The sequence below is a fragment of the Streptomyces sp. E11-3 genome, assembly GCF_046540415.1.
Classification (GTDB): domain Bacteria; phylum Actinomycetota; class Actinomycetes; order Streptomycetales; family Streptomycetaceae; genus Streptomyces.
The window spans coordinates 115,338-138,137 of the sequence record NZ_JAZGRL010000002.1; the positions used below are offsets into that span (position 1 = coordinate 115,338).

The window sequence follows — 22,800 nt, forward strand, 5'->3', positions numbered from 1 at the left end:
AGGGGAGAGCGGTTCATCCGTACCACCGCTGGGAGGCCAGGCCGTCTTCGTACTGGCGGCGCAGCCGGGCGACCGACTCCTGCTCGGAGACCTCGGCCGGGGCCACGTCCCACCACACTCCGGAACCGGGCAGGTCGGCGTGCGGGATGACGGGTACCACGATCACGACCGGGCCCTCGTGGTCACGGGTGTCGGCCAGCGCGGCCCGTACCTCGTCGGCGGTGGTGGCCCGCAGGGCGTGTGCGCCGAGTCCCGACGCGGTGCGGACGAGGTCCACCTGGAGGTACTCGCCTTCCAGGCGGGCCGGTTTGGGGTGACCGACGGCTTCCGCGAGGTGCAGGCCGCCCTCGCGGTAGCGGAACTCGTTTCCGAACTCGCGGCCGCTGCGCATCATTTGGAGGCGGTGGATGACCTGGTAGCCGTGGTTCTCCGGGATAACGATCGTGACCGGGAGCTTCTCCTGGGCGGCCGTGACGAGTTCGGTCGGGGCCATCAGGAACGTACCGTCGCCGAGGAGGGACAGCACCCGCTTCGACGGGTCGGGAACCGCGAAGCGGACACCGATCGCTGCGGGCAGTTCGTAGCCCATGCAGGAGAAGCCGAACTCCAGGTGTGCGAAGCGGCCTTCGGTGGCGTCCCACACCTTCTGCAGATCGCCTGGCGGGCCACCGGCGGCCGCGATGATCGTGTCGCCGGGCTGGGCGTGCTCCTGGAGCAGGCCGATCAGCTGGCCCTGGGTGAGGAGCGCGTCGGTGTCAGGCACGACGTCGGATTCGGCGGGCAGCGCCGCGAGGTCGAAGGGGGTGTTCGGGTCGAGAGCGGCCGCTCGCCGGGCCTGCCACTGGTCGTCCAGGGAACGTGTCTTCGCCTGCCACGCCGGGGACGTGACGGTGCCGTCGCGGCGGACGGCTTCCGTCAGCGCGGCCAGGGCCCGCTTGGCGTCGGCCACGATGCCCGTCGCGCCCAGGCGGCCCGTGTCATGCGCGTTGACGTTGATACTGGCGAACCGCACATCCGGGTTCTCAAAGACGGACTGTGACGCGGTGGCGAAGTCGGTCAGGCGTGAGCCCACCGTCAGTACGAAGTCGGCTTCCGCGGCCAGGGTGTTGACGGCCGGGGTCCCCTCCAGACCGATACCGCCCAGCTGCCACCAGGCGCGGCACTGGACCGCGCCCTTGCCCGCGAAGGTCTCCGCGACAGGGATGCCTGCCGCGTCGGCCAGCGACTCCAGCTCCTTGGTGGCACCGGAGTACACCACACCGCCACCGGCGATGATCAGCGGCTTCTCCGCCTCGGCAAGCATCCGTGCCACCGCCGCGACCTCGTCGGCGTCCGGTGCCGGGCGCCGGATCGGCCAGTCACGCTCGGCGAAGAACTCCACGGGGTAGTCGTACGCATGGGACTGGATGTCCTGCGGAAGGGAGACGACGACCGCGCCGGTGTCCACGTCGGTGAGCGTGCGCATCGCGGCGGGCAGCGCCGTGAGCAGCTGCTCGGGCCGGGTGATGCGGTCGAAGAACCGGGAGATGGGCCGGAAGGCGTCGTTGACCGAGGCGTCGGCGTCGACGGGGTGCTGCAACTGCTGGAGCACAGGCCCCTGGTGGCGCGTCGCGTAGGTGTCGCCGGGCAGCAGCAGTACGGGCAGCCGGTTGACGGTCGCCAGGCCGGCGCCGGTCACCATGTTCAGCGCGCCCGGCCCGATGGACGCGGTGACCGCCAGTGTGGCGTGCCGCTGGGACGCCTTGGCGTAGGCGGTCGCGATGTGGACGAGTGCCTGCTCGTTGCGGCCCTGGACGAAGGGCAGTTCGTCGCTGAGCTGGTCCAGTGCCTGGCCGAGTCCGGCCACATTGCCGTGGCCGAAGATGCCCAGGGCAGCGGGTATCAGTCGGCGCCGTTCGCCATCGGCGACGGAGTACTGCCGGGAGAGATAGGTGACGACGGCTTGGGCCACGGTGAGGCGTACGGTGCGCCGCTTGGTCGGGTCGGTCATGATCGGGCTCCTGGTCGGGAGGGCGCCACGGCCCGTGGGCCAGGCCGATTACCTGAGCGCAACGCTAGGCGCGCCACCAGGGCTTTCTGAAGGGGTGGAATCCATCATTAATCCATCATCGAATACATCTATTTGCCCTCACGAAAGCAGCTCCGGTTCAAGAGTCGAAGGCTTTCCGGCTTAGCGCAGGCCCCAAGTGCCAAGTGCGTCCGTTCTCTTGACAGTTGATTTCAGGAGTTTTACGTTCCGCACCTGAGAGGCTCTGAGAGCGCTCTCAGAACTCCGGGCTCCCGGACCCCCGGACCCGGACCCCGGAGACCCCCGGTCCCCTGATGACTCGAGGTGCCGTCCATGCCAGCCCCCCACACCAGACCAGCCGCAGCGCTGGTCCTGGCCACCGCCGTGGCCGCGGTCGGACTCGGTCCGGCCGCGACTCCGGCGGCGGCCGACCCCGTCCCCGTCGGCTCCGGCAGTTACTCCGACACCCGCCCCGCCGGCACGTCAGGACCCACCACCAACACCGGCACACCGGTCACCCCAAAGGTCACCGACGCCGCCAGGAGCCGCCCCGTACCCACCAACGACTGGTGGTCGTCACTCGCCTTCCAGCGCTATGACGACAACCCGTACTCCACCCCCATGTACGGCCACCCGCTCACCTACCAGGCCACCTCGGGCGGGCTCGACGTCGGCTATCCGACCAGCCCGGCGATCGTCGGCGACGGCCGCCAGTACGAGTTCGCCCACAAGCGCGACCTCACCATCGGCCTCGCCGGTCTCAACTCCCCCGACACCAAGGCCGACGGCTGGTCCGACTGGACCGTGACCCCCTACTGGTCCGACGGCGCCCGTACCCTGCGCACCACCATCGGCCACGGCATGCCGTTCGTATACGCCAAGGGCTCCGGTGCCGACGCGCAGATCACCACGGCCGGCGCCCCCACCGTCTTCGCCGACCAGGGCAACGTCCTCGGCATCACCGTCGGCGGCCACCACTACGCGCTGTTCGCCCCCACCGGCAGCGACTGGAGCGTCTCCGGCTCCACCATCCGCGCGGGCCTCGGCTCCCGGGACTACTTCTCGGTGGCCGTACTCCCCGCCAAGGACGCGCTCGCCACCTACAAGAAGTACGCCTACAGCTTCGTCACCGGCTCCAAGGTGGCCTGGAGCTCCAGCGGCGGCACGGTGAAGGCCACCTACACCCTGACGACGCGGGCCGAGGAAGGCAGCGAGCGCGGCACGCTCCAGGCCCTGTACCGCCACCAGTGGCTGAACACCACGGACCCGCTCACCCCGTACACGTACGTCTCCCCGCGCGGCACGATGAAGGTCCGCGCGGCGGCCTCCTTCACCACCAGCCAGAAGGCGTCCGGCGTGCTGCCCGCGCTGCCGAAGTCGGACGGTGTCGACACGGCCCGGCTGCGCGGCTATCTGAACGAGGTCGTCAGCGCCGATGACCCGTTCTCCGGTGCGACGGACACCTACTGGACCGGCAAGGCGCTCGGCCGCCTCGCCCAACTCGTGCCCGTCGCCGAGCAGATCGGCGAGGACGCCACCCGCGACAAGCTCCTCGCGCTGATCAAGGGCAGGCTCCAGGAGTGGTTGACCGCGGGCGGCGCCAACGAGTTCTCGTACGACAAGGACTGGCGGACCCTCACCGGCTACCCGGCCTCCTACGGCAGCGACACCGAGCTCAACGACCACCACTTCCACTACGGCTACTACGTGTACGCGGCGGCCATCGTCGCCCAGTACGACCAGAGTTGGGCCGCCGACTCCGCCTGGGGCGGCATGGTCAAGACCCTCGTCCGCGACACGGCCAACCCCAGCCGCACCGACACCGCCTTCCCCTTCCTACGCGGCTTCGACGTCTACGCGGGCCACAGCTGGGCCTCCGGGCACCAGGGCTTCGCCGCCGGAAACAACCAGGAGTCGTCGTCGGAGTCCACCAACCTCAGTGCCGCTCTGGTGCTGTGGGGATCGGCCACCGGAGACACCTCGCTGCGCGACCTCGGCACCTATCTGCTGACCACCGAGTCCGAGTCCATCGCCCAGTACTGGTTCGACGCCGACGAGAAGGCCTTCCCGTCCTCCTACGGGCATGACACGGTCGGCATGGTGTGGGGCAGTGGCGCGGCGTACGCCACCTGGTGGACCGCGAACCCCGAGGAGATCCACGGCATCAACGTCCTGCCGGTGACCGGCGGTTCACTGCACCTGGGCGGCCACAAGGCGGCCATCCGGCGCAATATCGCCGAGATGGAGCGCGAGAACGGCGGCCCAGCCGTCGAATGGCGGGACATCCTCTGGGAGTTCGAGTCGCTCGCCGACCCGGCGAAGGCCAAGTCGAAGTGGGACGCGGGCCACGCGGGGTACACCCCCGAGCAGGGCGAGTCCAAGGCCCACACCTACCACTGGATCAACACCCTGGACACGTTCGGTGCGCCCGATGCGACCGTGACCGGGTCCATCCCGACCTCGGCCGTCTTCACCAAGGGCGGGGTACGCACGTACGCCGCACACAACCACGGTCCGACCGCCCGCACGGTGACCTTCTCCGACGGCAAGTCCCTGTCCGTGCCTGCTCGTTCGACGGCCACCGGTACGGGTACCGGCGACCCCGAGCCCGACCCGGACCCGGACCCCGATCCGGACCCACCGACGGGCGACACCTTCCAGCTGCGCGGCGGCGGTGCCCTCACCACGGCCACCGACGGCACACCGGGCAGCGACACGATCGCGTCGGCCGGTGGCGCCAACCACGACGGCACCCCGCACAACCCGCTCGTGTACGAGGCCAAGGGCGTCAACGGCACGCTCGCGCCGGGCCGCTCGACCGCTTTCCGGCTCCAGCTCGACGCGGGCAGCACGGTCGGACTCGGCCAGCAGGCCCGGGTCAGCTACGACCTCACCGGTGACGGCGACTTCGAACGGACCGAGACCTACGCCTACTTCGCGACCGATCCGGTGAACGGATGGGAGGAGTACGCCCAGTCGCGCGGACTCAAGGCCGCCACCGGCACGCTCGGTGACCTAAAGGGCGGGACGGTACGCCTGGAGGTCTGGTCCGCCATCGGCAACGGCACGTCCACGCTGCAGACCGGCACCGCCACGTCAGTCCTGGTCATCCCCTACGACTGACCGGTCGTGCCACCCCATGAGCGGCGGCGGGCGTCGGAGGTCAGGCCGATGCCCGCCGCACCAGCGTGGTCGGCGTGATCACCGAGGCGGGCGCGTCGCCTCCGGAGTCGTTCAGCAGCCGCATCAGCAGGCGCACCATCAGTCGGCCCATGCCCTCGATGTCCTGCCGTACGGTGGTCAGCGGCGGTTCGCTCGTCTCGGCCACCGAGCCCACGTCGTCGAAGCCGACGAGCGCCACGTCATCGGGCACCCGCAGGCCGCGCTCGCGCAGGGTGCGCAGGGCGCCGGACGCCATCAGGTCGTTGGAGGCGAAGACGCCGTCGAGGTCCGGGCGGCGGTCCAGCAGCTCCGCCATCGCCCGTGCGCCGCTCTGTGCGGTGAAGTCGCCCTGGCAGAGCAGCGCGGGGTCGGCATCCACCAGTACGTCGTGGTAGCCGTCGATCCGGTCGAGTGCCGACGTCTGGTCACGCGGGCCCGCGATGAGCGCGATGTTCTCCCGGCCCAGGGAGACCAGATGGCGCACGGCCTCCCGTGCCCCGCCGCGGTTGTCGCAGTCGACGTAGGGGATGTTGAGGCCGCGGCCCGCGGGTGGGCGGCCGCCGAACACGGCGGGGATCTTGGCGTGGCCGATGAGCGCGGGCAGCTCGTCGTCATTGTGCAGCGAGAAGGCGAGCGCGCCGTCGACATGGCCGCCGCCGAGATAGCGCGCAATCCGGTCATGGTCGCCGGGGCCCTCCACCCACAGCAGCACCAACTGGGAGTCGTACGCGATGAGCTCACGGCTGATCCCGCGGACCTGCCGCTCGAAGAAGGGGTCCGAGAAGATTCGGAACTCGGGCTCGGCGATGACCACACCGACCGCGCCATTGTGCCGGGTGACGAGGGTGCGCGCGGCATGGTTCGGTACGTATCCGAGCTCGTCGACCGCCTGCCGGACCTTGTCGACCAGCGGAGCACGGACACCGGTGCCTCCGTTGACGACGCGGGACGCCGTGGCCCGGGAGACACCGGCACGGGCGGCGACGGCTTCCAGGGTGGGGCGGGACCCGACGGTCGGCTCGGACAAGGCAAGCGCTCCTTGTGTCTGCGTGTCTGCGCGTCTGCCCGTCTGCCGCGGTGGCGACTGCGCCTGCGGCTGAGGACCTGGCAGGGCACAGGATATCCGTACCGGACGCCGAGTGAGAGCGCTCTCAGGGAGGCTGTGCGTCGCGCGCTCCGCGAAGCCCCGCGAGCACTGCCTTTGGCATATGTTCCAGACAGATCTGCGCTGTGACCCCGGGAACGTTTGTTGCGCAAGAGGTGAAGATTCTTCGCACAACCCCCTTACTGGACGCAGGACTTGCACCCCGAGCTCCGGAGGGGGTGCGCGGACGAGAAGATCAACTTTGTTCGATTCTGTACTTCGTATGGCGACATGTCCTAATGCAGGCCAACCAGCCTGTCGCGACTACGGACAATGACCGGGAGCCCTGTAGGCATGGCGGTCGCGGTTCCTGCCCGACCAGCGGAACCGCCTGTTCACCGCACCTACTTGGGGGTTTTGTCATGTCCGCAATTACTCGCCGACAGGCCTTGGGGGCTGCTGCCGGCGCCGCCGCAGCTATGGCCATGGCCGGTTACGCACAGGGCACGGCCCAGGCGGCCGACGCACAGGCGCACGACACGCCCGGTTCGTTCGACGAGGTCTACCAGGGCCGTCGCATACAGGGCGCGCCGTCGCACCACGGGAGCCATGGCAGCCATCACGGGGGCTACACCGTCCACATAGACGGCGAGGAGCTGCACGTCATGCGCAACACCGACGGCACCTGGATCAGCGTGATCAACCACTACGAGCCGCGGGCCACACCGCTCGGTCTCGCCCGCGCCGCCGTCGTCGATCTCCAGGGCGCGTCTCTCGTGCCGCTCTCCCTCGTCTGATCCGGAGCACCACTGCCATGACCATTCGCAAGAACCAGGCCCAGCTCACCGCTGACGAGAAGCGACGCTTCGTCAACGCCCTCCTCGCTCTCAAGAGCAACGGGCAGTACGACACCTTCGTCACCACGCACAACGGCTTCATCATGAGCGACACCGACCACGGCGACCGGGTGGGCCACCGCTCGCCGTCGTTCCTGCCCTGGCACCGCAGATTCCTCATCGAGTTCGAACAAGCCCTCCAGGCCGTGGACCCATCCGTGGCCCTCCCGTACTGGGACTGGACCGCCGACCGCACCGCCGCCTCCTCGCTCTGGGCCGTCGACTTCCTCGGCGGCACCGGACGCGACCGGGACGGGCGGGTCACGGACGGCGCCTTCGCGGCCGCCTCCGGTTCCTGGCCCATCAACGTCCGCGTCGACGGGCGCAACTACCTCCGGCGCACGCTGGGTTCCAGGGGCGGGTCCCTGCCCAGCAGGGCCGAGGTCGACGCCGTTCTGGCGATGTCCACTTATGACGCGCCCCCGTGGAACAGCGCCTCCGACGGGTTCCGTAACCATCTCGAAGGCTGGCGCGGTGCCAATCTGCACAACCGCGTCCACGTCTGGGTCGGCGGCCACATGGCGACCGGCGCCTCCCCGAACGACCCGGTGTTCTGGCTGCACCACGCGTTCGTCGACAAGCTGTGGTCCCAGTGGCAACAGCGCCACCCCGACTCCCCCTACCTCCCTCAGGCGGGCACGCGCAACGTCGTGGACCTGCACGACACGATGCGCCCGTGGAACGACGTGACACCGGCCGACATGCTCGACCACACGCCGGACTACACCTACGACACGGCCGCCTAGGCACGACGCCCGGACCCCATCGCGAGGCCCGGGCCCCGTGACGACGCCCGGGCCCTGTCACGGGGCCCGGGCGGACAGGCGGTCGGCCCAGCACTGCGGTACCGACGAAGCAATCAGGCGCGTAACTGGATCAATCGATAGAATTCGGTCATGGGAGAGCCGTCGCACACGCCCTCCGCGCCCGTGCTCGTCCTCGAAACCGACACGGGCGCCACGGTGATGATCCCCGGCCGGGACTATCACGTCGGGCGCGACCCCTTGAGCGACATCGTCATCGACGATGCCCGGGTCTCGTGGCACCACGCGGTGCTGCGGCCGGTAGCCGACCACTGGACCCTGGAGGACGAGGGCAGCACCAACGGCACCTACGCCGAGGGCAGGCGCATCCAGGAGTCGGGCGTCGGCCCCGGGAGCGAGATCCGGTTCGGGAGCCCCCTGGACGGGCCGCGCGCGGTGCTGGTGAGCCGCGAGCCGACGCCGCCCGCGCGGCCCTCGACGCCCGCCGCACGGCCACCACAGCCAGAGCCGCCCTCGACGCCCGCCGCGCAACCACCACAGCCAGAGCCGCGCTCGACGCCGGAGCGGCCCCCGACGCCGGCGTCGCCCCCCACGCCTGCGCGGGCCCCGGCGCCGGAGCGGCCGTCCGCCGTCTCGATGCCCTCGGCGACCGGCACCTTCAGCCAGCCCACCACGGTACGGCCGCTCCCGACGCGCACCGTGCGCATCGGCCGCGGCCTCGACAACGACCTGGTCATCGACGACCTCGTCGTCTCACGCCGCCACGCAGAACTTGAGGTCCACTCCGACGGCACCTACGAGATCGTCGACCTCGGCAGCCACAACGGCACCTTCCTCAACGGCCAGCCGGTCGGCCGCGCCCGGGTCTCCCCCGGTGACATCGTCGGCATCGGCCACTCCGCGTTCTGCCTGGTCGGCGACCAGCTCCAGGAGTTCGTCGACACCGGCGAGGTCTCCCTCGACGTGCAGGACCTGGCGGTCGCCGTCGACCACGGCCGCAAGGTGCTGCTCGACCATGTCTCGTTCCCCGTCGGCCAGAAGTGCCTGCTGGCCGTGGTCGGCCCCAGCGGCGCCGGCAAGTCCACGCTGCTGAACGCGCTGACCGGCCTCCGCCCGGCGGACGAGGGGACCGTCCTCTACGACGGCCGCGACCTCTACCGCGACTACTCCGAGCTGCGCCAGCGCATCGGCCTCGTACCGCAGGACGACATCCTGCACTCCCAGCTCACCGTGCGCCGCGCACTGGAATACGCCGCCGAGCTCCGGTTCCCCCGGGACACGGTCCGCGCGGAACGGCGTGCCCGGGTGAGTGAAGTCGTCCGGGAGCTGGGCCTGGAACAACGCGAGGACCTGCCGATCCACCGGCTGTCGGGCGGCCAGCGCAAGCGGGTGAGCGTGGCGCTGGAGCTGCTGACCAAGCCGTCGCTGCTCTTCCTCGACGAGCCGACCTCGGGGCTCGATCCCGGCATGGACCGTTCGGTCATGCATATGCTCCGCGGCCTCGCCGACGACGGACGAACCGTCATCGTCGTCACACACAGCGTGCTCAGCCTGGCGATGTGCGACCGGCTGCTGGTGCTGGCCCCCGGAGGCCGGATCGCCTACTACGGGCCGCCGGACGACACCCTCGCCTTCTTCGGCTTCGAGCAGTGGCCCGAGGCGTTCGAGGCGTTCGAGAACGACCGGGTACGCGACTGGGCGGACGAGTACCGGACCTCGGTGTTCCACCGCCAGTACATCGCCGGCTCCAGCGCTCAGCCGCGCAGCCAGAGTCCCGCCACACGGACGGCCGTTGCCGCTCCGCCACCGCGGACCCGCAGTTGGGGTGCGCAGTTCGGGACACTCGTACGGCGGTACGCGGCCGCCCTCAGCGCCGACCGCACCTTCCTGGCGATCATGATCGCGCTGCCCTTCGTGATGGGCGCGATGGCCCGCGCGCTGGCAGGCAGCCGTCTCACCCAGGAGACGGCGATGAACGCCCTGCTCATCCTGTGCGTGGGCGGTGTGCTCACCGGGGCGGCCAACGCCGTGCGGGAGCTGGTCAAGGAACGGGTGATCTACCAGCGGGAACGCGCGGTGGGGCTGTCCAGATCCGCGTATCTGATGTCCAAGGTGGCGGTACTCGGCGCGGTGACGGTCGTACAGGCCGTGGTTCTGACCCTGGTCGCACTGGTCGGCGTCGATCTGAACGCACCGGGCGGCCAGGGGGTGCTGCTGCCTCCCCTCCTGGAGATCACACTGGCGGTGGCACTGCTGTCGTTCACGGCGATGACGCTCGGTCTGTTCGTCTCCGCGCTCGTACGCAAGGAAGAAGTCACCATGCCGCTGCTGGTGCTGCTCGCCATCGTCCAGGTGGTGTTCTGCGGAGCGTTGCTGCAGCTGGACGGCGTGCCGGTGCTCGAACAGGTGGCGTGGCTGGTGCCCTCGCGCTGGGCACTGGGCGCGATGGCGGGCACGGTCGACCTGTCCAAGGTCGTCCCCGGCACACTGACGCAGGACCCCCTGTTCGAGCACGCCGCCGGGGTGTGGCTGCTCAACATGGGAATGCTGGCCGCGCTGTCGGTCCTGTTCTGCTTCGCCGTCGCGCGGCTGCTGCGGCGGCATGAGCCCGCCATCATGCGGAAGTAGGGGCTTGACCATGACCACATGGGACTTCCGCCCGACGCATGTGATCCCCCAGGACGGGTTGCCCTCCTGGGAGGAGCCCGATGCGTCGCACCCGTCCGAGCCGCTCGATCCGCTGCTGCCGGTGCGGCTGGTGGAGCGGCGCGGCGACTGGGGGCAGGTGGAGTGCGCGAACGGCTGGGCGACCTGGGTCGACGCGCGGCTCCTGGTGTCCGTTCCGCAGCAGCCCCCGGACGCCGGCCGTCCCCTGACCCGGACGGCGGATCCGCGGCCGCTGATGGCGCGGGCCGAGGAGGCGCTGCGGCAGTACCGCAGCGCGGCGGAGGATCTGTCGCAGGGGCAGGCGGACGGAGAGGCGTTCCACCGCAGGACACAGGGGCTGCGCGTGGGGATGGTCGTGGACGGCGAGTCGGTGTGGCTGTACGACCCGGAGCACGAGCGCTGGGTCTACTGCGACGGCACCCGCCTGACGGCCTTCGCGTCCGCTGCGGCTCCGAGCCAGAATCCGGCGCCGGGTGGGTCCGGTGCCCCGGCGGCGGGCGCGCCGGATGCGGCGCCGGGCGGTCCGGGCGCTTCGGGCGGTCCGACCAGTCCGGGCGGTTCGAGTGCTTCGGGCGGTCCGGGCGGTCCGGGCGGTCCGGGTGGTCCGGGCGGTGTCGGGCATGAGCCGACGCGGATCGTCGACTCCGCGCGGCTGCGCGGAGCGGGCGTACCCGGCGGCGACTCCGACACTCCGGGCTCCCCCGATACCCCCGGCTCCCCTGATACCCGGGGCTCCCCCGACACCCCTGGCGACGACGCCGAGCCGGCACGCCCGCCCGCAGGGCCCGACCTGAGGGGTGAACCCTGATGCCGGGCGGCGCGGCACGGGACCCGAGCATCGCCTACGGTCGGCCCTCGGAGCTGATCGGACAGCGGATCGCGGGCTACCTCGTGGAGCGCGAGATCGGCCGCGGCGGCATGGCGGTCGTCTACCGCGCCCGTGACCTGCGCCTGGAGCGGACGGTCGCCCTCAAGCTGCTCGCCCCCGAGCTCGCCCGCAACGACACCTTCCGCAAGCGGTTCACGCATGAGTCACAGGTGGCCGCCGCCATCGACCATCCGCACATCGTGCCGGTGTTCGCGGCGGGCGAGACCGACGGCATCCTCTACATCGCCATGCGCTATGTCCCCGGGCAGGACCTGCGCGTCCTGCTCGACCGTCAGGGGCCGCTGTCGGCCGAGACGGCGGGGCGGATCGCCACGCAGGTGGCGTCCGCGCTGGACGCCGCGCACGCCCACGAGCTGGTGCACCGCGATGTGAAGCCGGGCAACATCCTGATCGCGGCGGGCACGGACAGCGACCATCCGGAGCATGTCTACCTCACCGACTTCGGCCTGACGAAGAAGTCCCTGTCGCTGACCGGCCTGACCACGGTGGGCCAGTTCGTCGGCACACTCGACTACGTCGCTCCGGAGCAGATCTCCGGACGCCCGGTGGACGGCCGCTGCGACGTCTACAGCCTCGGCTGCGTCGTCTACGAAACGATGGCCGGGGCACCGCCGTTCCAGCGGGACGACGATCTGGCGCTGCTCTGGGCCCACCAGTACGATCCGCCACCGCCGTTGACCACGCGGCGCCCCGATCTGCCCGCCGCGCTCGACGACGTACTGGCGAAAGCCCTCGCCAAGACCCCGGACGAGCGGTACGGGTCCTGTCTGGAGTTCGTGTCCGACCTGCGCTCGGCCGCGGCGCAGAAGCCCCGGACCGCCCAGGTCGACCTCGCGGGCGGCCATGCGCCGACCCGCGTCGACGCCCACCTCGGCGGCCTCGCTGCTCCCCCGGATCCGCCGCCCGAGCCGCCCCGCTGGGCGATGCCGGTCTTCCCCGGACGGGTCCGCTGAGAGCCTGTCTTTGAACCCCCGTCGTCCGCGCGGAGCGCGGGCGCAGCGGCGGTTGGTGCGTGCCATCGGCGTGCGGCGGTACAGGCCATGAATGGGGTCTCCCCTGCTCAGGGGGGCACCTCCCGCTCGAGCGGAGCCGAGAGTGGGGGAGAAGCCGAGAGCTTGGGGAAGGAGCCACCTGTCCTGTGGCGCCGTGCGGCGAGAGTGCGTGCCGGGCGTCGGGGCGCAGGCGGGGGTTCAAAGACAGGCTCTGAACCCGGGCGACGGTACGTCAGTCGGGTGGCGTCGTCGCGGAGTCGGACCGTACCTCGCCGCGGCGGTGGACCGGCAGCGCCAGCAGGCCGCCGAGGAAGCCGGCGAGCAGGCCCCAGCCCGCGGCCATGCCGACGGCCGTCCAGAGGTGGGGGCGCAGGGCCACCTTGGCCGAGAGCGCGCCGCCGAGGTCGCCGATGCCGAGGAGCGACAGGCCGAGGTGTGCGGAGGTGGTGGCGACCAGGCAGACGGCCAGCACGGTGAGGGCGAGCGCCGCCGCCATGTGGACGGCGTGCTGCCAGAGCCGCACGCGTGCGGGTGAGCGGACCGCCATCAAGAAGGCCGCCCCGAGCAACAGCACCCCCGCGACGACAGCCAGCCACCACACCCGCCCGTCGTGCTCCGACAGCGTGCGCAGATTGAGGGTCGCGTCGGACGAGCTCCGCAGCACCTGGTCCAGTACGTGGGGCATGGGCAGGCCGAAGGGGCCCTCCACCCGGCCTTCCCAGGACGCACCGAGGCCGAGGGTCAGGGCGAGCCAGACGAGGTTGGGCAGTCCCAGCAGGATGACGGCGAACGTCTCCACCGCGTGACCGCGGGTCGCGGCGACGACCAGCCCGATGACCAGCCCCACGGCGACGTAGGCCAGGAGCAGGACGACCATGGCGTACGCGGCCGGGCGCACCGACTCCTGAAAGCGCACGAGGCGGGCCGGGAGCGGCGCCCCGCGCGAGACGAGCAGGGCCAGGATGAGCACGCCCGCGAGCCACAAAAGGCCGAAGACGAGGCTGAGGGCGTAGTCGGCGCGGAAGCCGATGCTGGGCGACGAGGTGCCGAGTACGTCGGTGACGAGGCCGCCCGTGGGGTCGTCGACGGGGATCTCGAAGGTGTACCGGGCGCTGGCGCACAGTGCGAGGAGGGCGGCGGCCCACAGCACGGCCAGCCGCGCCGCCCAGCCGGCGAGTTCGTCGGCGCCCGCGACGGCCCGGTGCCGCAGCGGCCGCAGAAAGCCGGCCGCGAGGGTCAGGGCCCCGGCGAGGGCGACCGAGAGCGGCAGTGCGGCCAGGTCCGCGTCCGCTCCGACGATCGCGCTGGCGTCGCCGGAGAGCGAGATGGATCCGCCGACGGCCATCAGGACGACCGCCGCGGCCACCCGCCAGAAGGAGGCGCCTGGCAGGTCCGTCGCTCCCGCCGCCCACAGGCCTAGCGCCGCCGTCACGGCCATGACGGCCAGTGCGGCGACCATCGCCGCGAGGGCCTGTGGCCATCCGTGGGCGGCGCGGCTCACGCCGCTCCGGTCGCTGGTCTGCTGCGCGCTCACGCTGCCACGCTAAGCACCTGGGGGTGGGGGCGCTCCCTGGGCTGGGCCGACCGATTCAGCTTGCGGGCAGGGCGATGGCGAGGCACACAATAGGGGCGGCATGGAAGAAAGCGGGACATTACTAGATATTCCGCGTTCACCGACATCGCTATGCCGGGGAGAAGAGGCCCGTGAGTTCCCAGCCGCCGCCGTCAGACCGCCCTACCGGTCCTCCTTCCGGCCCGCTGTCAGGCGGCCGTCCGGGACCGGCGCCAGAGGCGCCCACCGAGCTGAGCCCCACGCCTCCGCCCGGCTCTGTCCCGCCGGAACCGCCGACCGGCGGCGGTGGCGGTGGCAGTGGCGGAGGCAGCGGTGGGGGCGGCACAGGCGGCGGGGACTCAGGTGGCGGGAAGGGGGGTGGCCCCGAAGGTCCCGCTCAAGGCCCGGGTGAGGGCCCCGGCGAGGGTCCGGGAACCCCCTGGTGGCGCTCCGTGCCCAAGGTGGCCGGCATCGCCGCCGCGATCGTTGCGGCCACCGTGCTGGTCATCGTCCTCACCCGTCCGGACGATGGCGGCAAGGGTGGTGGCGCATCGGGCTCGGAGGGCGAGGTCTTCCTCCAGGCCGCGAGCGCTACCGGCGTCGACCCGTTCACCGAGTCCTCGGAGCCTGACAGCCGCCCTTCCGCACCGCCGCCGACGCTGCCCAGCGCTCCGGAGACCGACACCAATGTCACGCGCAGCGTGGAGGGTTCGGCCCCTGGCCTGTACGGCGGGACGCGCAACATCGCCAGCTGTGACGTGGAACAGCAGATCAGCACGCTCACGGCCGAGCCGGACAAGAACAAGGCGTTCGCCTCGGTGCCGAAGATCGAGGCTTCCGAAGTCCCCTCGTATCTGCGGTCGCTGACTCCGTTGCAGCTGCGGATGGACACCCGGGTCACCAACCACGGCTACAAGAACGGCGCGGCCACCAGCTACCAGGCGGTGTTGCAGGCGGGCACCGCGGTTCTCGTCGACGAGCACGGCGTGCCGCGGGTGCGGTGCGCCTGCGGCAATCCGCTGACTCCCCCGGTGGCTCTGCGGGGCGATGCGGAGCGCAAGGGCAACTCCTGGCCCGAGTACCGGCCGTCGAACGTGGTCGCCGTCGCTCCCGCGCCGCAGGTGGTGAACGTGTTCGTCATCCTGGACCTCAGGAACGGCAAGTGGTTCGAACGGGAGAAGGGCGACACGGGCGAGAAGGACAAGCCGACCACGCCCCCGACCTCGGAGCCCTCGCCGACGACGACCACCCAGTCTCCGTCGCCCTCGCCGACGCTGTGCCCGTCGGGTACGACACCGTCGCCCACCACGGGAGCCACCCCGGACGCCACGACCACCTGTGTGCCCGTGACCGCGTCACCCACCTCGCCGTCGCCGACCGACACGTCACCCACGGACACTTCACCCACGGACACGTCACCGACGGACGAGACCGGCCCGCCGACGGACGGAGCGGGGACGGACGGAGCGGCGACGGACACCCAGCCCGGTCCCTACGGCCCGACCACCTCGGTCTCGTAAGGGCTACGCCTGGAACTCCGTGAGATCGATGGCCTGCACCTGGAGCGCGACCTCGTGCACCGGGTGTACGGTCTCGCGCTCCGGGACCATGCCGAGCTTGCGCGCGACGTTCTCGGAGGCGGCATCGCCCACCGGGGCGATGCTGACGACACGGTCAAGGCCGCGGTCCTGCAGCGCGAACTCCAGCGTGGCGTGCGCGGCCTCGGACGCGTAACCCTGGCCCCAGAACTGCCGACCGAGCCGCCAGCCGACCGACACGGCGGGCATGATCTCCGGCAGGAACTCGGGCACGGTGAGTCCCGTGAACCCGGCCAGTTCGCCGGAGGCGAGCAGTTCGACGGCGAAGAGGCCGAAGCCCTCGTCGTCCCACTCGTCCTCCCACCGCTCGATGGCCTCCGCCGTCTGGTCCAGGTCGAGAACCGAGCCGTCGCCGGTCCAGCGCATGACCGCCGGGTCGGCGTTGATGTCCGCCATGGGGGCGAGGTCGTCGTCGTGCCAGCGGCGCAGGATGAGGCGGGGGGTGCGGATCTCGGTCATGCCTCCCATCCTGCCGAAGGAGCGGCTCCTGGTGGTAATCGCTCCCCCGGCCAAGCAGCCAGGGGCTCGGACGGCGCCGACGAGGTCCCGGCAGCCGGGCGGCGATCGGTTCACCCGCGGGCTCCCGCGTGCGGAACGGCGGAGGTGAGGTACCTGTTGAACCAGTCCGTGGCCAGCTCGGTCACCGATTCCAGGGTGCCGGGTTCCTCGAAGAGATGCGTCGCGCCAGGGACGACGGCCACCTCATGCGCACAGCTCAGGCGCGCCGCGGCCTGCCGGTTGAGGTCCAGCACCTGGTGGTCGCGGCCCCCGACGATGAGCAGCGTCGGAGCCTTTACCTCCGGCAGCCTGGGGTCGGCCAGGTCCGGCCTGCCGCCGCGGGAGACGACTGCCGCGATGTCCGCGGCGGGCTCCGCCGCGGCCCAGAGCGCGGCGGCGGCGCCCGTGCTGGCACCGAAGTAGCCGAACTCCAGGCCCTGGGTGTCGGGCTGCTCACGCAGCCATACGGTCGCCTGGGTCAGGCGGCGGGCGAGCAGCTCCGTGTCGAACACGTTGTCCCGGTTCACCGCCTCGGCCTCGGTGAGCAGGTCGAACAGAAGGGCGCCCAGACCGGCGCGGTTCAGCCCGGTGGCGACGAAGCGGTTGCGCGGGCTCTTCCTGCTGCTGCCGCTGCCGTGGGCGAACAGGACGACCCCGGGAGCGCCTCGGGGTACCGTCAGCCGCCCGTCGAGCGCGGCGCTTCCGGCTGGTATCCGGACCGCCCTGTCGTAGGGCAGGGAGTCGTGCTGCGGGGAGGCGCTGCCCGATGCCGACGGCGCGTCGGACGTGGCGTGCGCCGCGCGGTTGCGCTCCAGGCAGGCGCTGACCTCCTCGTCGCTGGTCTGCTCGAAGTCCGCGTAGAACTGGCCGATCGCGTAGAACTGCCGGGGGGTGTGCAGGCAGACGCCTTCGTCCGCCTCGCCGCCGAGGCGGGACGACCAGTCGTGCGGCGCCACGGGTACCGCCAGCACGATCCGTGACGCGCCGCGGGCGCGTGCGATCCGGCAGGCCGCCAGTGCCGTGGAGCCGGTCGCCAGACCGTCGTCCACCACCAGGACCGTCCGTCCCTCGTACCGGGCCGGCTGCCGATCGCCCCGGTAGCGGCGGGCGCGCTGTTCCAGGACGCCGCGCTCGTGTGCCTCCACCGCCGCCAGGTCACGGTCCGTCACGCCCGTCGCGCGTACCACCTCGTCGTTGATGACGCGCACGCCTTCCTCGCCGATGGCGCCCATGGCCAGCTCCGGCTGGAAGGGCACGCCCAGCTTGCGTACGAGGCAGACGTCGAGCGGAGCGTCGAGTGCCTCGGCCACCTGTGCGGCGACCGGGACACCACCGCGGGGAAGTCCCACGACCACCAGGTCCTGGCCCTTGAGGTGGTGCAGCAGGGCGGCGAGCCGCCGGCCCGCGTCTATTCGATCGGTGAAGTACATGATCGCCTCCCGGGTGAGGTGAGGTCCTCGAGTCCCGAGTCAAGTCCGCCGTGCGGGCCGGGCGTACGCGTCACCGAGCGGGCCGCACTCCCCGTCGGGGGTACGGTCCTCCTCACGTCCGCGGCCCCTGGGACGGCCGGACGGTGAGGGTGCCGTCCGGGTTCGGTTCTACGTGTGAGCCGTAGGCCCGGCTGATCCGGCCAAGAACGTCCCGTACCCACCTCGAGTCCTCGACCGCCGCGCGCACCAGCCGCATCCGCCGGGACCGCATCGGGGCGATGCGCACATCGTGGAACAGGCCGTCGTGCGGGTCCACGGTGGCGAAGTACAGCAGCCGGAGCTCGCCCCGGTACTCCTCCCGGCCGCCGATGCCCTCGTAGTCGTTGATCAGGTCGCCGCAGCCGTGGAGGATCAGCTTTCCCCGGTACGACTCCAACGGCCGCGGATGGTGCGAGGAGTGGCCGTGCACGATGTCCGCGCCGCCGTCGATGAGCGCATGGCCGAAAGCGGACCTGGTCATGCGGGATGCGGTAGCCCCAGTTGGACCCCCAGTGGACCGAGACGACCACGATGTCGCCCGGTCGCTTGGCCCGCCGCAGCCGGGCGGCGATCCGGGCCGCGGCGGCGTCCGACGGCTCGGCGACGAAGTCGACCCCGCTGCGCTCTGCCGTGGCGGCCCAGCTGTGGAGTATGCCGCTGGAGGCCATCCCCAGGGAGAAGACCAGGACACGCCGGCCGCCGGTGACGGGGACGATCGCGGGACGCCGGGCCTCGCCGGCGTTCCACCCCGCCCCTGCCGAGCGGAGACCCGCGTCCGTCAGGGCGTCGAGGGTCTCCTCCAGTCCGCGGCGGCCGTAGTCCAGCACATGGTTGTTGGCCAGGGCGCAGACGTGCGGGCGGGCGACGGCCAGGCCGGGCAGGTTGGCCGGGTGCATCCGGTAGTGGACGGCCTTCCCGGGCGCGATCTCGTCGTTCTGCGTGACGGCGGTCTCCAGATTGAGGATCCGGGCATCGGGCGCCGCAGCGGCGAGCACGTCCAGCGCGTCGCCCCAAGGCCAGGAGAAATCGACCGGCCGAGGAATCCGGCCGTTCGCCTCCTCGGCCAGCTCCACGTAGGCGCGGGCGTCCTTGATGTACGACTCCGGCAGCTTCGGATCGCCGGGGTTCGGAAGGATCTGGTCGACTCCGCGGCCGAGCATCACATCACCGGCCAGGAACAGCGTGACAAGGTCACCGTCCATTCCTCCAGGCTAGGCCGGTCCGGCGGGTATTGCTTCCGGGCGGCGGCCGGGGGCCCGCGCGCCGTCCGCGCCGAACCGGCCGACATCCTCCCCGCCCCCGACGCTCTCGCCTGAGCGGCGTCCCGGCGGGCCGGACGGGTTGTGGCCAGCCTCGAAGCCGTCAGCGGATCTCGCGCAACCTGCCGGTGCGGACTTCGTAGACGAAGCCGCGGATGGTGTCCTTGTGGACGAGGAGCGGGCTTTCCCGGATGCGGGCCACGGAGCGACGCACCTGCTCCTCCAGGTCGCTGAAAGCATGGAACGCGAAGGGCACCTCGGCACCTGTCTCGCTCTCTACCTGCCGTTTCAGCTCCTCGTCCCTGAACGTGAGCATCCCGCACTCAGTGTTGTGCATGAGCATGATCTCTCGTGTCCCGCCGACACGCTGCGAGATGACCAGCGACCGGATCGTGTCCTGCGTGACCACCCCTCCGGCGTTCCTGATGACGTGCGCGTCCCCCTCTTCGAGCCCGAGCATCTTGTAGATGTCGAGCCGAGAATCCATGCAGGCGATGACGGCCAGGCGTTTTCTCGGTGGCCGCGGGGGATCGAGGTCCTTGTACGCCGCCGCGAACGCAGCGTTGTTCTCGAGCACGTCGTCGACGGCACTCATCGCTCTTCCTCCAGGCGTACGTCTCGTCACAGGCTCGGCCGGGCGCGGCCTTGGAGTCATCGTCGCCAACACCCCAGCCCGCACCACGAGAGAGGGTAAGGATTTTTTGCCTATATGGGATATTTCGACCATCCGCACCGCCGCGGGCTACTGACCACGGACACCGAACCGCGTGGCAGGCGTGATCACACGGTCCGGCCCGTCCGGCCCTCACCGACGTGCACGGTGCCTCGGTCAAGGCGCATCCTGGCAGGGTGACCAGGAAGCGTGCGGCCGCGCGTGCCTCACGGAGTGAGGACGGAGCGACGCCTGGCACGCGGAACAGCGAGGCCGCAGGTGCGGATGAGCTCGGTCTGCTGCTCGCCCATGCCAGCGTGCAGGCGATCGACGCCGTCGGCGGCCATGCCGGAAGCCTCTATCTGCGCTCCCGGACCCCTGGTCTGCTGAGGCTGGCCGTCATCGTCGGGCTGCCGATCCACCTCTTCCACCCGTGGCGGCAGATGCATGTGAACAGGCCCTTCCCCGTCGCTCACGTCCATCGCTCCGGCAGACCCATCAACCTCGCCGACCCCCAGGAAGCCATGCGCCGGTACCCGCAGCTCATGGCGGGTCTTCCGTTCGATTTCGGGTCGCTGTACGCGCCTGTCGCCGCTGGTCTTGAGAGGTACGGCGTGCTGGTGGCTGTACGTCCAGCCACGCCCGGCGTTCCCGTGACGAGCGCGGACCGGCGTCAGATGCTCGGTGCCGCACAGCGCCTTGGCGGCACCCTGTCGGAGCTGGCCGCTGAGGGGGTGTCCACCCTGTGGGACCGTGATCCGGTGTCCGTTCAGCTGCCGGAGGTCACTGATCAGCCGGCGCGGATCGGGCAGCTCGACTGGGATCTCGACAGCGGCCTGCTTGCCGGAGACGCGGAGCTGTGCACGATCCTCGGTCTCGACCCCGCCGAGCTTCCCGGCACCTTGGGGGCACTGGTCAAGCGGCTTCCGCGGGGGGACGCGTACGGGCTCTGGATCGCCGCCCGCCAGGCGTCCGAGCAGGACCGGCCACTCGCGCGCAGGATGCGGCTTCTGGACGCGGCCGGACGCCCGCACCTGGTGGAACTGACCGCGCACCGCGCCAGCCCGCACCCTGGCAGTAGTGAAGATGGCGGGGTAGGTGGTCGGGAACATGCTCGTAGGAGAGGTCGGCTGAGCGGGCTCCTCGTAGATCTCGGCACCGGGGCGTCATCTGCCGGGGCTCCCGATCAGATCCCGACAGGTCTCGTCTCGCTCGACCGTCTTGGCCGGATCGCCCACGCCAACGACCGTGCCGAGGCCCTGCTCGGCCGCAGCCAGGAGGAGCTGGCCGGACAGGTGCTGTGGGAAGCCGTTCCCTGGCTGGCCCCTGCGGCCTACGAAGACCACTACCGGTCCGCGATGCTGTCCCTGCAGCCCGTTCGCTTCCCTGCCTGCCGGGCCCCGGGACAGTGGCTGTCGGTATCGCTGCATCCCCACCGCGGCGGGCTCACCGTCACCTTCACCGCGGCGGAGGAGCCCGAGTACACGCCCCCGTCCACGGTTCAGCCGGGCCTGGGTCTTGGCTCCCCGGCCGATCGCGCCTCCGCGATGTACCGCCCGGTCGCCCTGGCCATCGCGCTGACGGAGGCCGTCACCGCCCGCCAGGTGTCCGCCGTGGTGACGGAGGAGCTGCTGCCCGCCTTCGGGGGACGCCAGCTGGCCATCTACCTGCTCAGAGAGGGACATCTCTACCTGGCCTGGGAAACCGGCTTTCCGCGTGGCTTCCTTGACCGGTTCGACGGCGTAGCGCTCGACGCCCGTTTGCCGGGGGTGGAGACCCTCACCACCGGGCGGCCGATCTTCTTCGAGTCGATGGAGCACCTGGCCGCGACCTATCCGGGCATCCCGCTGGACGCTCATACCGGGGCCCGAGCCTTCCTGCCGCTGATCGCCTCCGGACGGCCGGTCGGTTCGTGCATCCTCGGCTTCGATGAGCCACGGGGTTTCAGCCCCGAAGACCGTACGGTTCTCACGGCCCTCGCCGGACTGATCGCACAGGCCCTGGAGCGGGCCCGGCGCTATGACTCGGAGGCCGCTCTGGCCCGGGGGCTTCAGGACGCGTTGCTGCCGCACCGGCTGCCTGTCCGCGACGATGTGGATACGGTCGGGCGCTATCTCCCGGGCACCCAGGGCATGGAGGTGGGAGGCGACTGGTACGACGTGGTGGAGACCGAGCGGGGACTCGCTCTGGTCATCGGCGACGTACAGGGGCACGGCGTCGCGGCCGCCGCGACGATGGGTCAACTCCGCAGCGCGGTGCGCGCGTTCGCGCTCGCCGGCCGTGCTCCGCAGGAGGTGATGCTCGGCACGAACCGGCTGCTCATCGACCTGGACCACGACCAGATCGCCAGTTGCTGCTACATCGTCCTCGACCCGGTGTCCGGTGTGGCCCAGGCAGTACGCGCGGGACATCCGCAGCCCCTGCTGCGGCACCCGGACGGACAGACCGAAGTCCTGGACCTGGCGGGCGGTGTCGTCCTCGGCGTGGACTTGGAGGCTACGTACGGCCTCACCGAACTGCGGCTGGCGCCCGGCGCCATCCTCGCCCTCTACACCGACGGTCTGGTGGAACAACCAGGTATCGATATCGATGAGGGCGTCGAGCGGCTGCGGAGTGCGCTCGCTACCAGCGAGTTCTCCTCGCTGGTAGGCATCGCGGACAAGTTGATCAGCGAGGCGCGGACAGCGACCGAACGGCCGGATGACATCGCGCTGCTGCTCGCGGCACGCCGGGCGGGCACCCGCCCCGCTAGCCGATGACGATGTCGCAGTCGGCCGTCCCGCGGTCGACGATTTTGGCGAAGTCCGCCTGGATGTAGGGGTCGTACGCCGCCGCGGTGAGGGTGCGGGTCTTCTTGCGGGGCACCCACGTCTTCCCGGTCGAGTTCCTGACGCTTGATGCGTCCCACGACAGGTCACAGGTCCAGCGGACGTTTCGGCCCGCGGGGCGCGGGTTGTGCGCGTCCGCGTTGATCGACCAGTTGCCGTCCGCCTTCACGGTGAACGTGATCTTTCCCCGTACTCGCTTGCTGCTGTCGCTCGTCTTGAACGCGACCGACTGGCCGTCTGACGCGACGTGCTTGGTGGTGGCGTTGGCGTGCGCGGGAACCGTTCCCAGCAGCAGGGAACCCAGCCCGGCTCCCGTGGCGATCAGTAGCGCCAGGCTACGCCGAGTCCGGATCGGGCCGGATGTCCTGGTGGTGTCGAGCCCCATGCGTGGGTCCTTCTCTCTCGTGTCGTGCGTCGGGAATGAACGCGGGGCTGGGGGCGGTGTTCGTGCGGCTGCTCCTCGGCCCGCTACCGTTCGAGCA

The 22,800-nt window shown here is 71.0% G+C and carries 15 protein-coding genes and 1 pseudogene; 8 read left to right on the forward strand and 8 right to left on the reverse strand.

The genetic code is table 11. The features are described from left to right. Window positions 1-13: 13 nt before the first annotated feature. The gene (iolD, locus tag U9R90_RS19310; protein ID WP_411057892.1) at window positions 14-1,990 is read right to left on the reverse strand and encodes a 3D-(3,5/4)-trihydroxycyclohexane-1,2-dione acylhydrolase (decyclizing); all 1,977 of its coding nucleotides are present in this window, start codon (window positions 1,988-1,990) and stop codon (window positions 14-16) included. A 351-nt stretch (window positions 1,991-2,341) separates the two neighbouring features. Here iolD and U9R90_RS19315 point away from each other — a divergent pair, with 351 nt between their 5' ends. Beyond that, entirely contained in the window at window positions 2,342-5,131 is a 2,790-nt protein-coding gene (locus U9R90_RS19315) for a glycosyl hydrolase (protein WP_411057893.1), read from the forward strand. Window positions 5,132-5,171: 40 nt separating this feature from the next. On the opposite strand, the gene U9R90_RS19320 is transcribed toward U9R90_RS19315, so the two are convergent. Then, window positions 5,172-6,197: a LacI family DNA-binding transcriptional regulator gene (locus tag U9R90_RS19320; RefSeq protein WP_411057894.1), complete on the reverse strand. Its 1,026-nt coding sequence runs from the start codon at window positions 6,195-6,197 to the stop codon at window positions 5,172-5,174. 479 nt (window positions 6,198-6,676) lie between these two features. Between U9R90_RS19320 and melC1 the strand changes: the two genes are divergently transcribed. The 5 genes from melC1 to U9R90_RS19345 all read left to right on the forward strand — a co-directional run bounded on the left by melC1 (window position 6,677) and on the right by U9R90_RS19345 (window position 12,423). Then, complete coding sequence (gene melC1, locus U9R90_RS19325; protein WP_411057895.1) at window positions 6,677-7,051, forward strand: apotyrosinase chaperone MelC1; 375 nt, start codon at window positions 6,677-6,679, stop codon at window positions 7,049-7,051. Window positions 7,052-7,068: 17 nt separating this feature from the next. Further along, window positions 7,069-7,896, forward strand: coding sequence for a tyrosinase MelC2 (gene melC2 / locus U9R90_RS19330; protein WP_411057896.1), 828 nt, complete (start codon window positions 7,069-7,071; stop codon window positions 7,894-7,896). A gap of 150 nt (window positions 7,897-8,046) precedes the next feature. Then, window positions 8,047-10,542: an FHA domain-containing protein gene (locus U9R90_RS19335; RefSeq protein ID WP_411057897.1), complete on the forward strand. Its 2,496-nt coding sequence runs from the start codon at window positions 8,047-8,049 to the stop codon at window positions 10,540-10,542. A 10-nt stretch (window positions 10,543-10,552) separates the two neighbouring features. Then, window positions 10,553-11,389 (forward strand): hypothetical protein, encoded by an 837-nt coding sequence (locus tag U9R90_RS19340; protein ID WP_411057898.1) that lies wholly within the window; start codon window positions 10,553-10,555, stop codon window positions 11,387-11,389. Next, window positions 11,389-12,423, forward strand: a complete 1,035-nt coding sequence (locus U9R90_RS19345; protein ID WP_411057899.1) for a serine/threonine-protein kinase — start codon at window positions 11,389-11,391, stop codon at window positions 12,421-12,423. The genes U9R90_RS19340 and U9R90_RS19345 overlap by 1 nt, the downstream gene beginning before the upstream one ends. Window positions 12,424-12,694: 271 nt before the next feature. Here U9R90_RS19345 and U9R90_RS19350 read toward each other — a convergent pair whose 3' ends face one another. Beyond that, window positions 12,695-13,996: a streptophobe family protein gene (locus U9R90_RS19350; RefSeq protein WP_411057900.1), complete on the reverse strand. Its 1,302-nt coding sequence runs from the start codon at window positions 13,994-13,996 to the stop codon at window positions 12,695-12,697. A 170-nt stretch (window positions 13,997-14,166) separates the two neighbouring features. On the opposite strand from U9R90_RS19350, the gene U9R90_RS19355 reads away from it, so the two are divergent. Further along, on the forward strand, window positions 14,167-15,534 hold the full coding sequence (locus U9R90_RS19355) for a DUF6777 domain-containing protein (RefSeq protein WP_411057901.1): 1,368 nt from the start codon (window positions 14,167-14,169) through the stop codon (window positions 15,532-15,534). A 3-nt stretch (window positions 15,535-15,537) separates the two neighbouring features. Here the strand turns inward: U9R90_RS19355 and U9R90_RS19360 are convergent, their stop codons facing one another. The 4 genes and pseudogenes from U9R90_RS19360 to U9R90_RS19375 form a co-directional block, all read right to left on the reverse strand. Then, window positions 15,538-16,071 carry a GNAT family N-acetyltransferase gene (locus tag U9R90_RS19360; RefSeq protein WP_411057902.1) on the reverse strand — a complete coding sequence of 178 codons (534 nt, stop codon included), beginning with the start codon at window positions 16,069-16,071 and terminating at the stop codon, window positions 15,538-15,540. Between the two features lie 110 nt (window positions 16,072-16,181). After that, entirely contained in the window at window positions 16,182-17,540 is a 1,359-nt protein-coding gene (locus tag U9R90_RS19365) for a phosphoribosyltransferase family protein (RefSeq protein WP_411057903.1), read from the reverse strand. 112 nt (window positions 17,541-17,652) lie between these two features. Next, a pseudogene (locus U9R90_RS19370) lies at window positions 17,653-18,781 on the reverse strand (CapA family protein). Between the two features lie 160 nt (window positions 18,782-18,941). After that, complete coding sequence (locus tag U9R90_RS19375) at window positions 18,942-19,433, reverse strand: beta-class carbonic anhydrase (protein WP_411057904.1); 492 nt, start codon at window positions 19,431-19,433, stop codon at window positions 18,942-18,944. Window positions 19,434-19,651: 218 nt separating this feature from the next. Here U9R90_RS19375 and U9R90_RS19380 point away from each other — a divergent pair, with 218 nt between their 5' ends. Next, window positions 19,652-22,249, forward strand: coding sequence for a SpoIIE family protein phosphatase (locus U9R90_RS19380; RefSeq protein WP_411057905.1), 2,598 nt, complete (start codon window positions 19,652-19,654; stop codon window positions 22,247-22,249). Here the strand turns inward: U9R90_RS19380 and U9R90_RS19385 are convergent. Next, window positions 22,239-22,703: a hypothetical protein gene (locus U9R90_RS19385; protein WP_411057906.1), complete on the reverse strand. Its 465-nt coding sequence runs from the start codon at window positions 22,701-22,703 to the stop codon at window positions 22,239-22,241. The two genes, U9R90_RS19380 and U9R90_RS19385, sit on opposite strands and share 11 nt — an antisense overlap. Window positions 22,704-22,800: the final 97 nt, after the last annotated feature.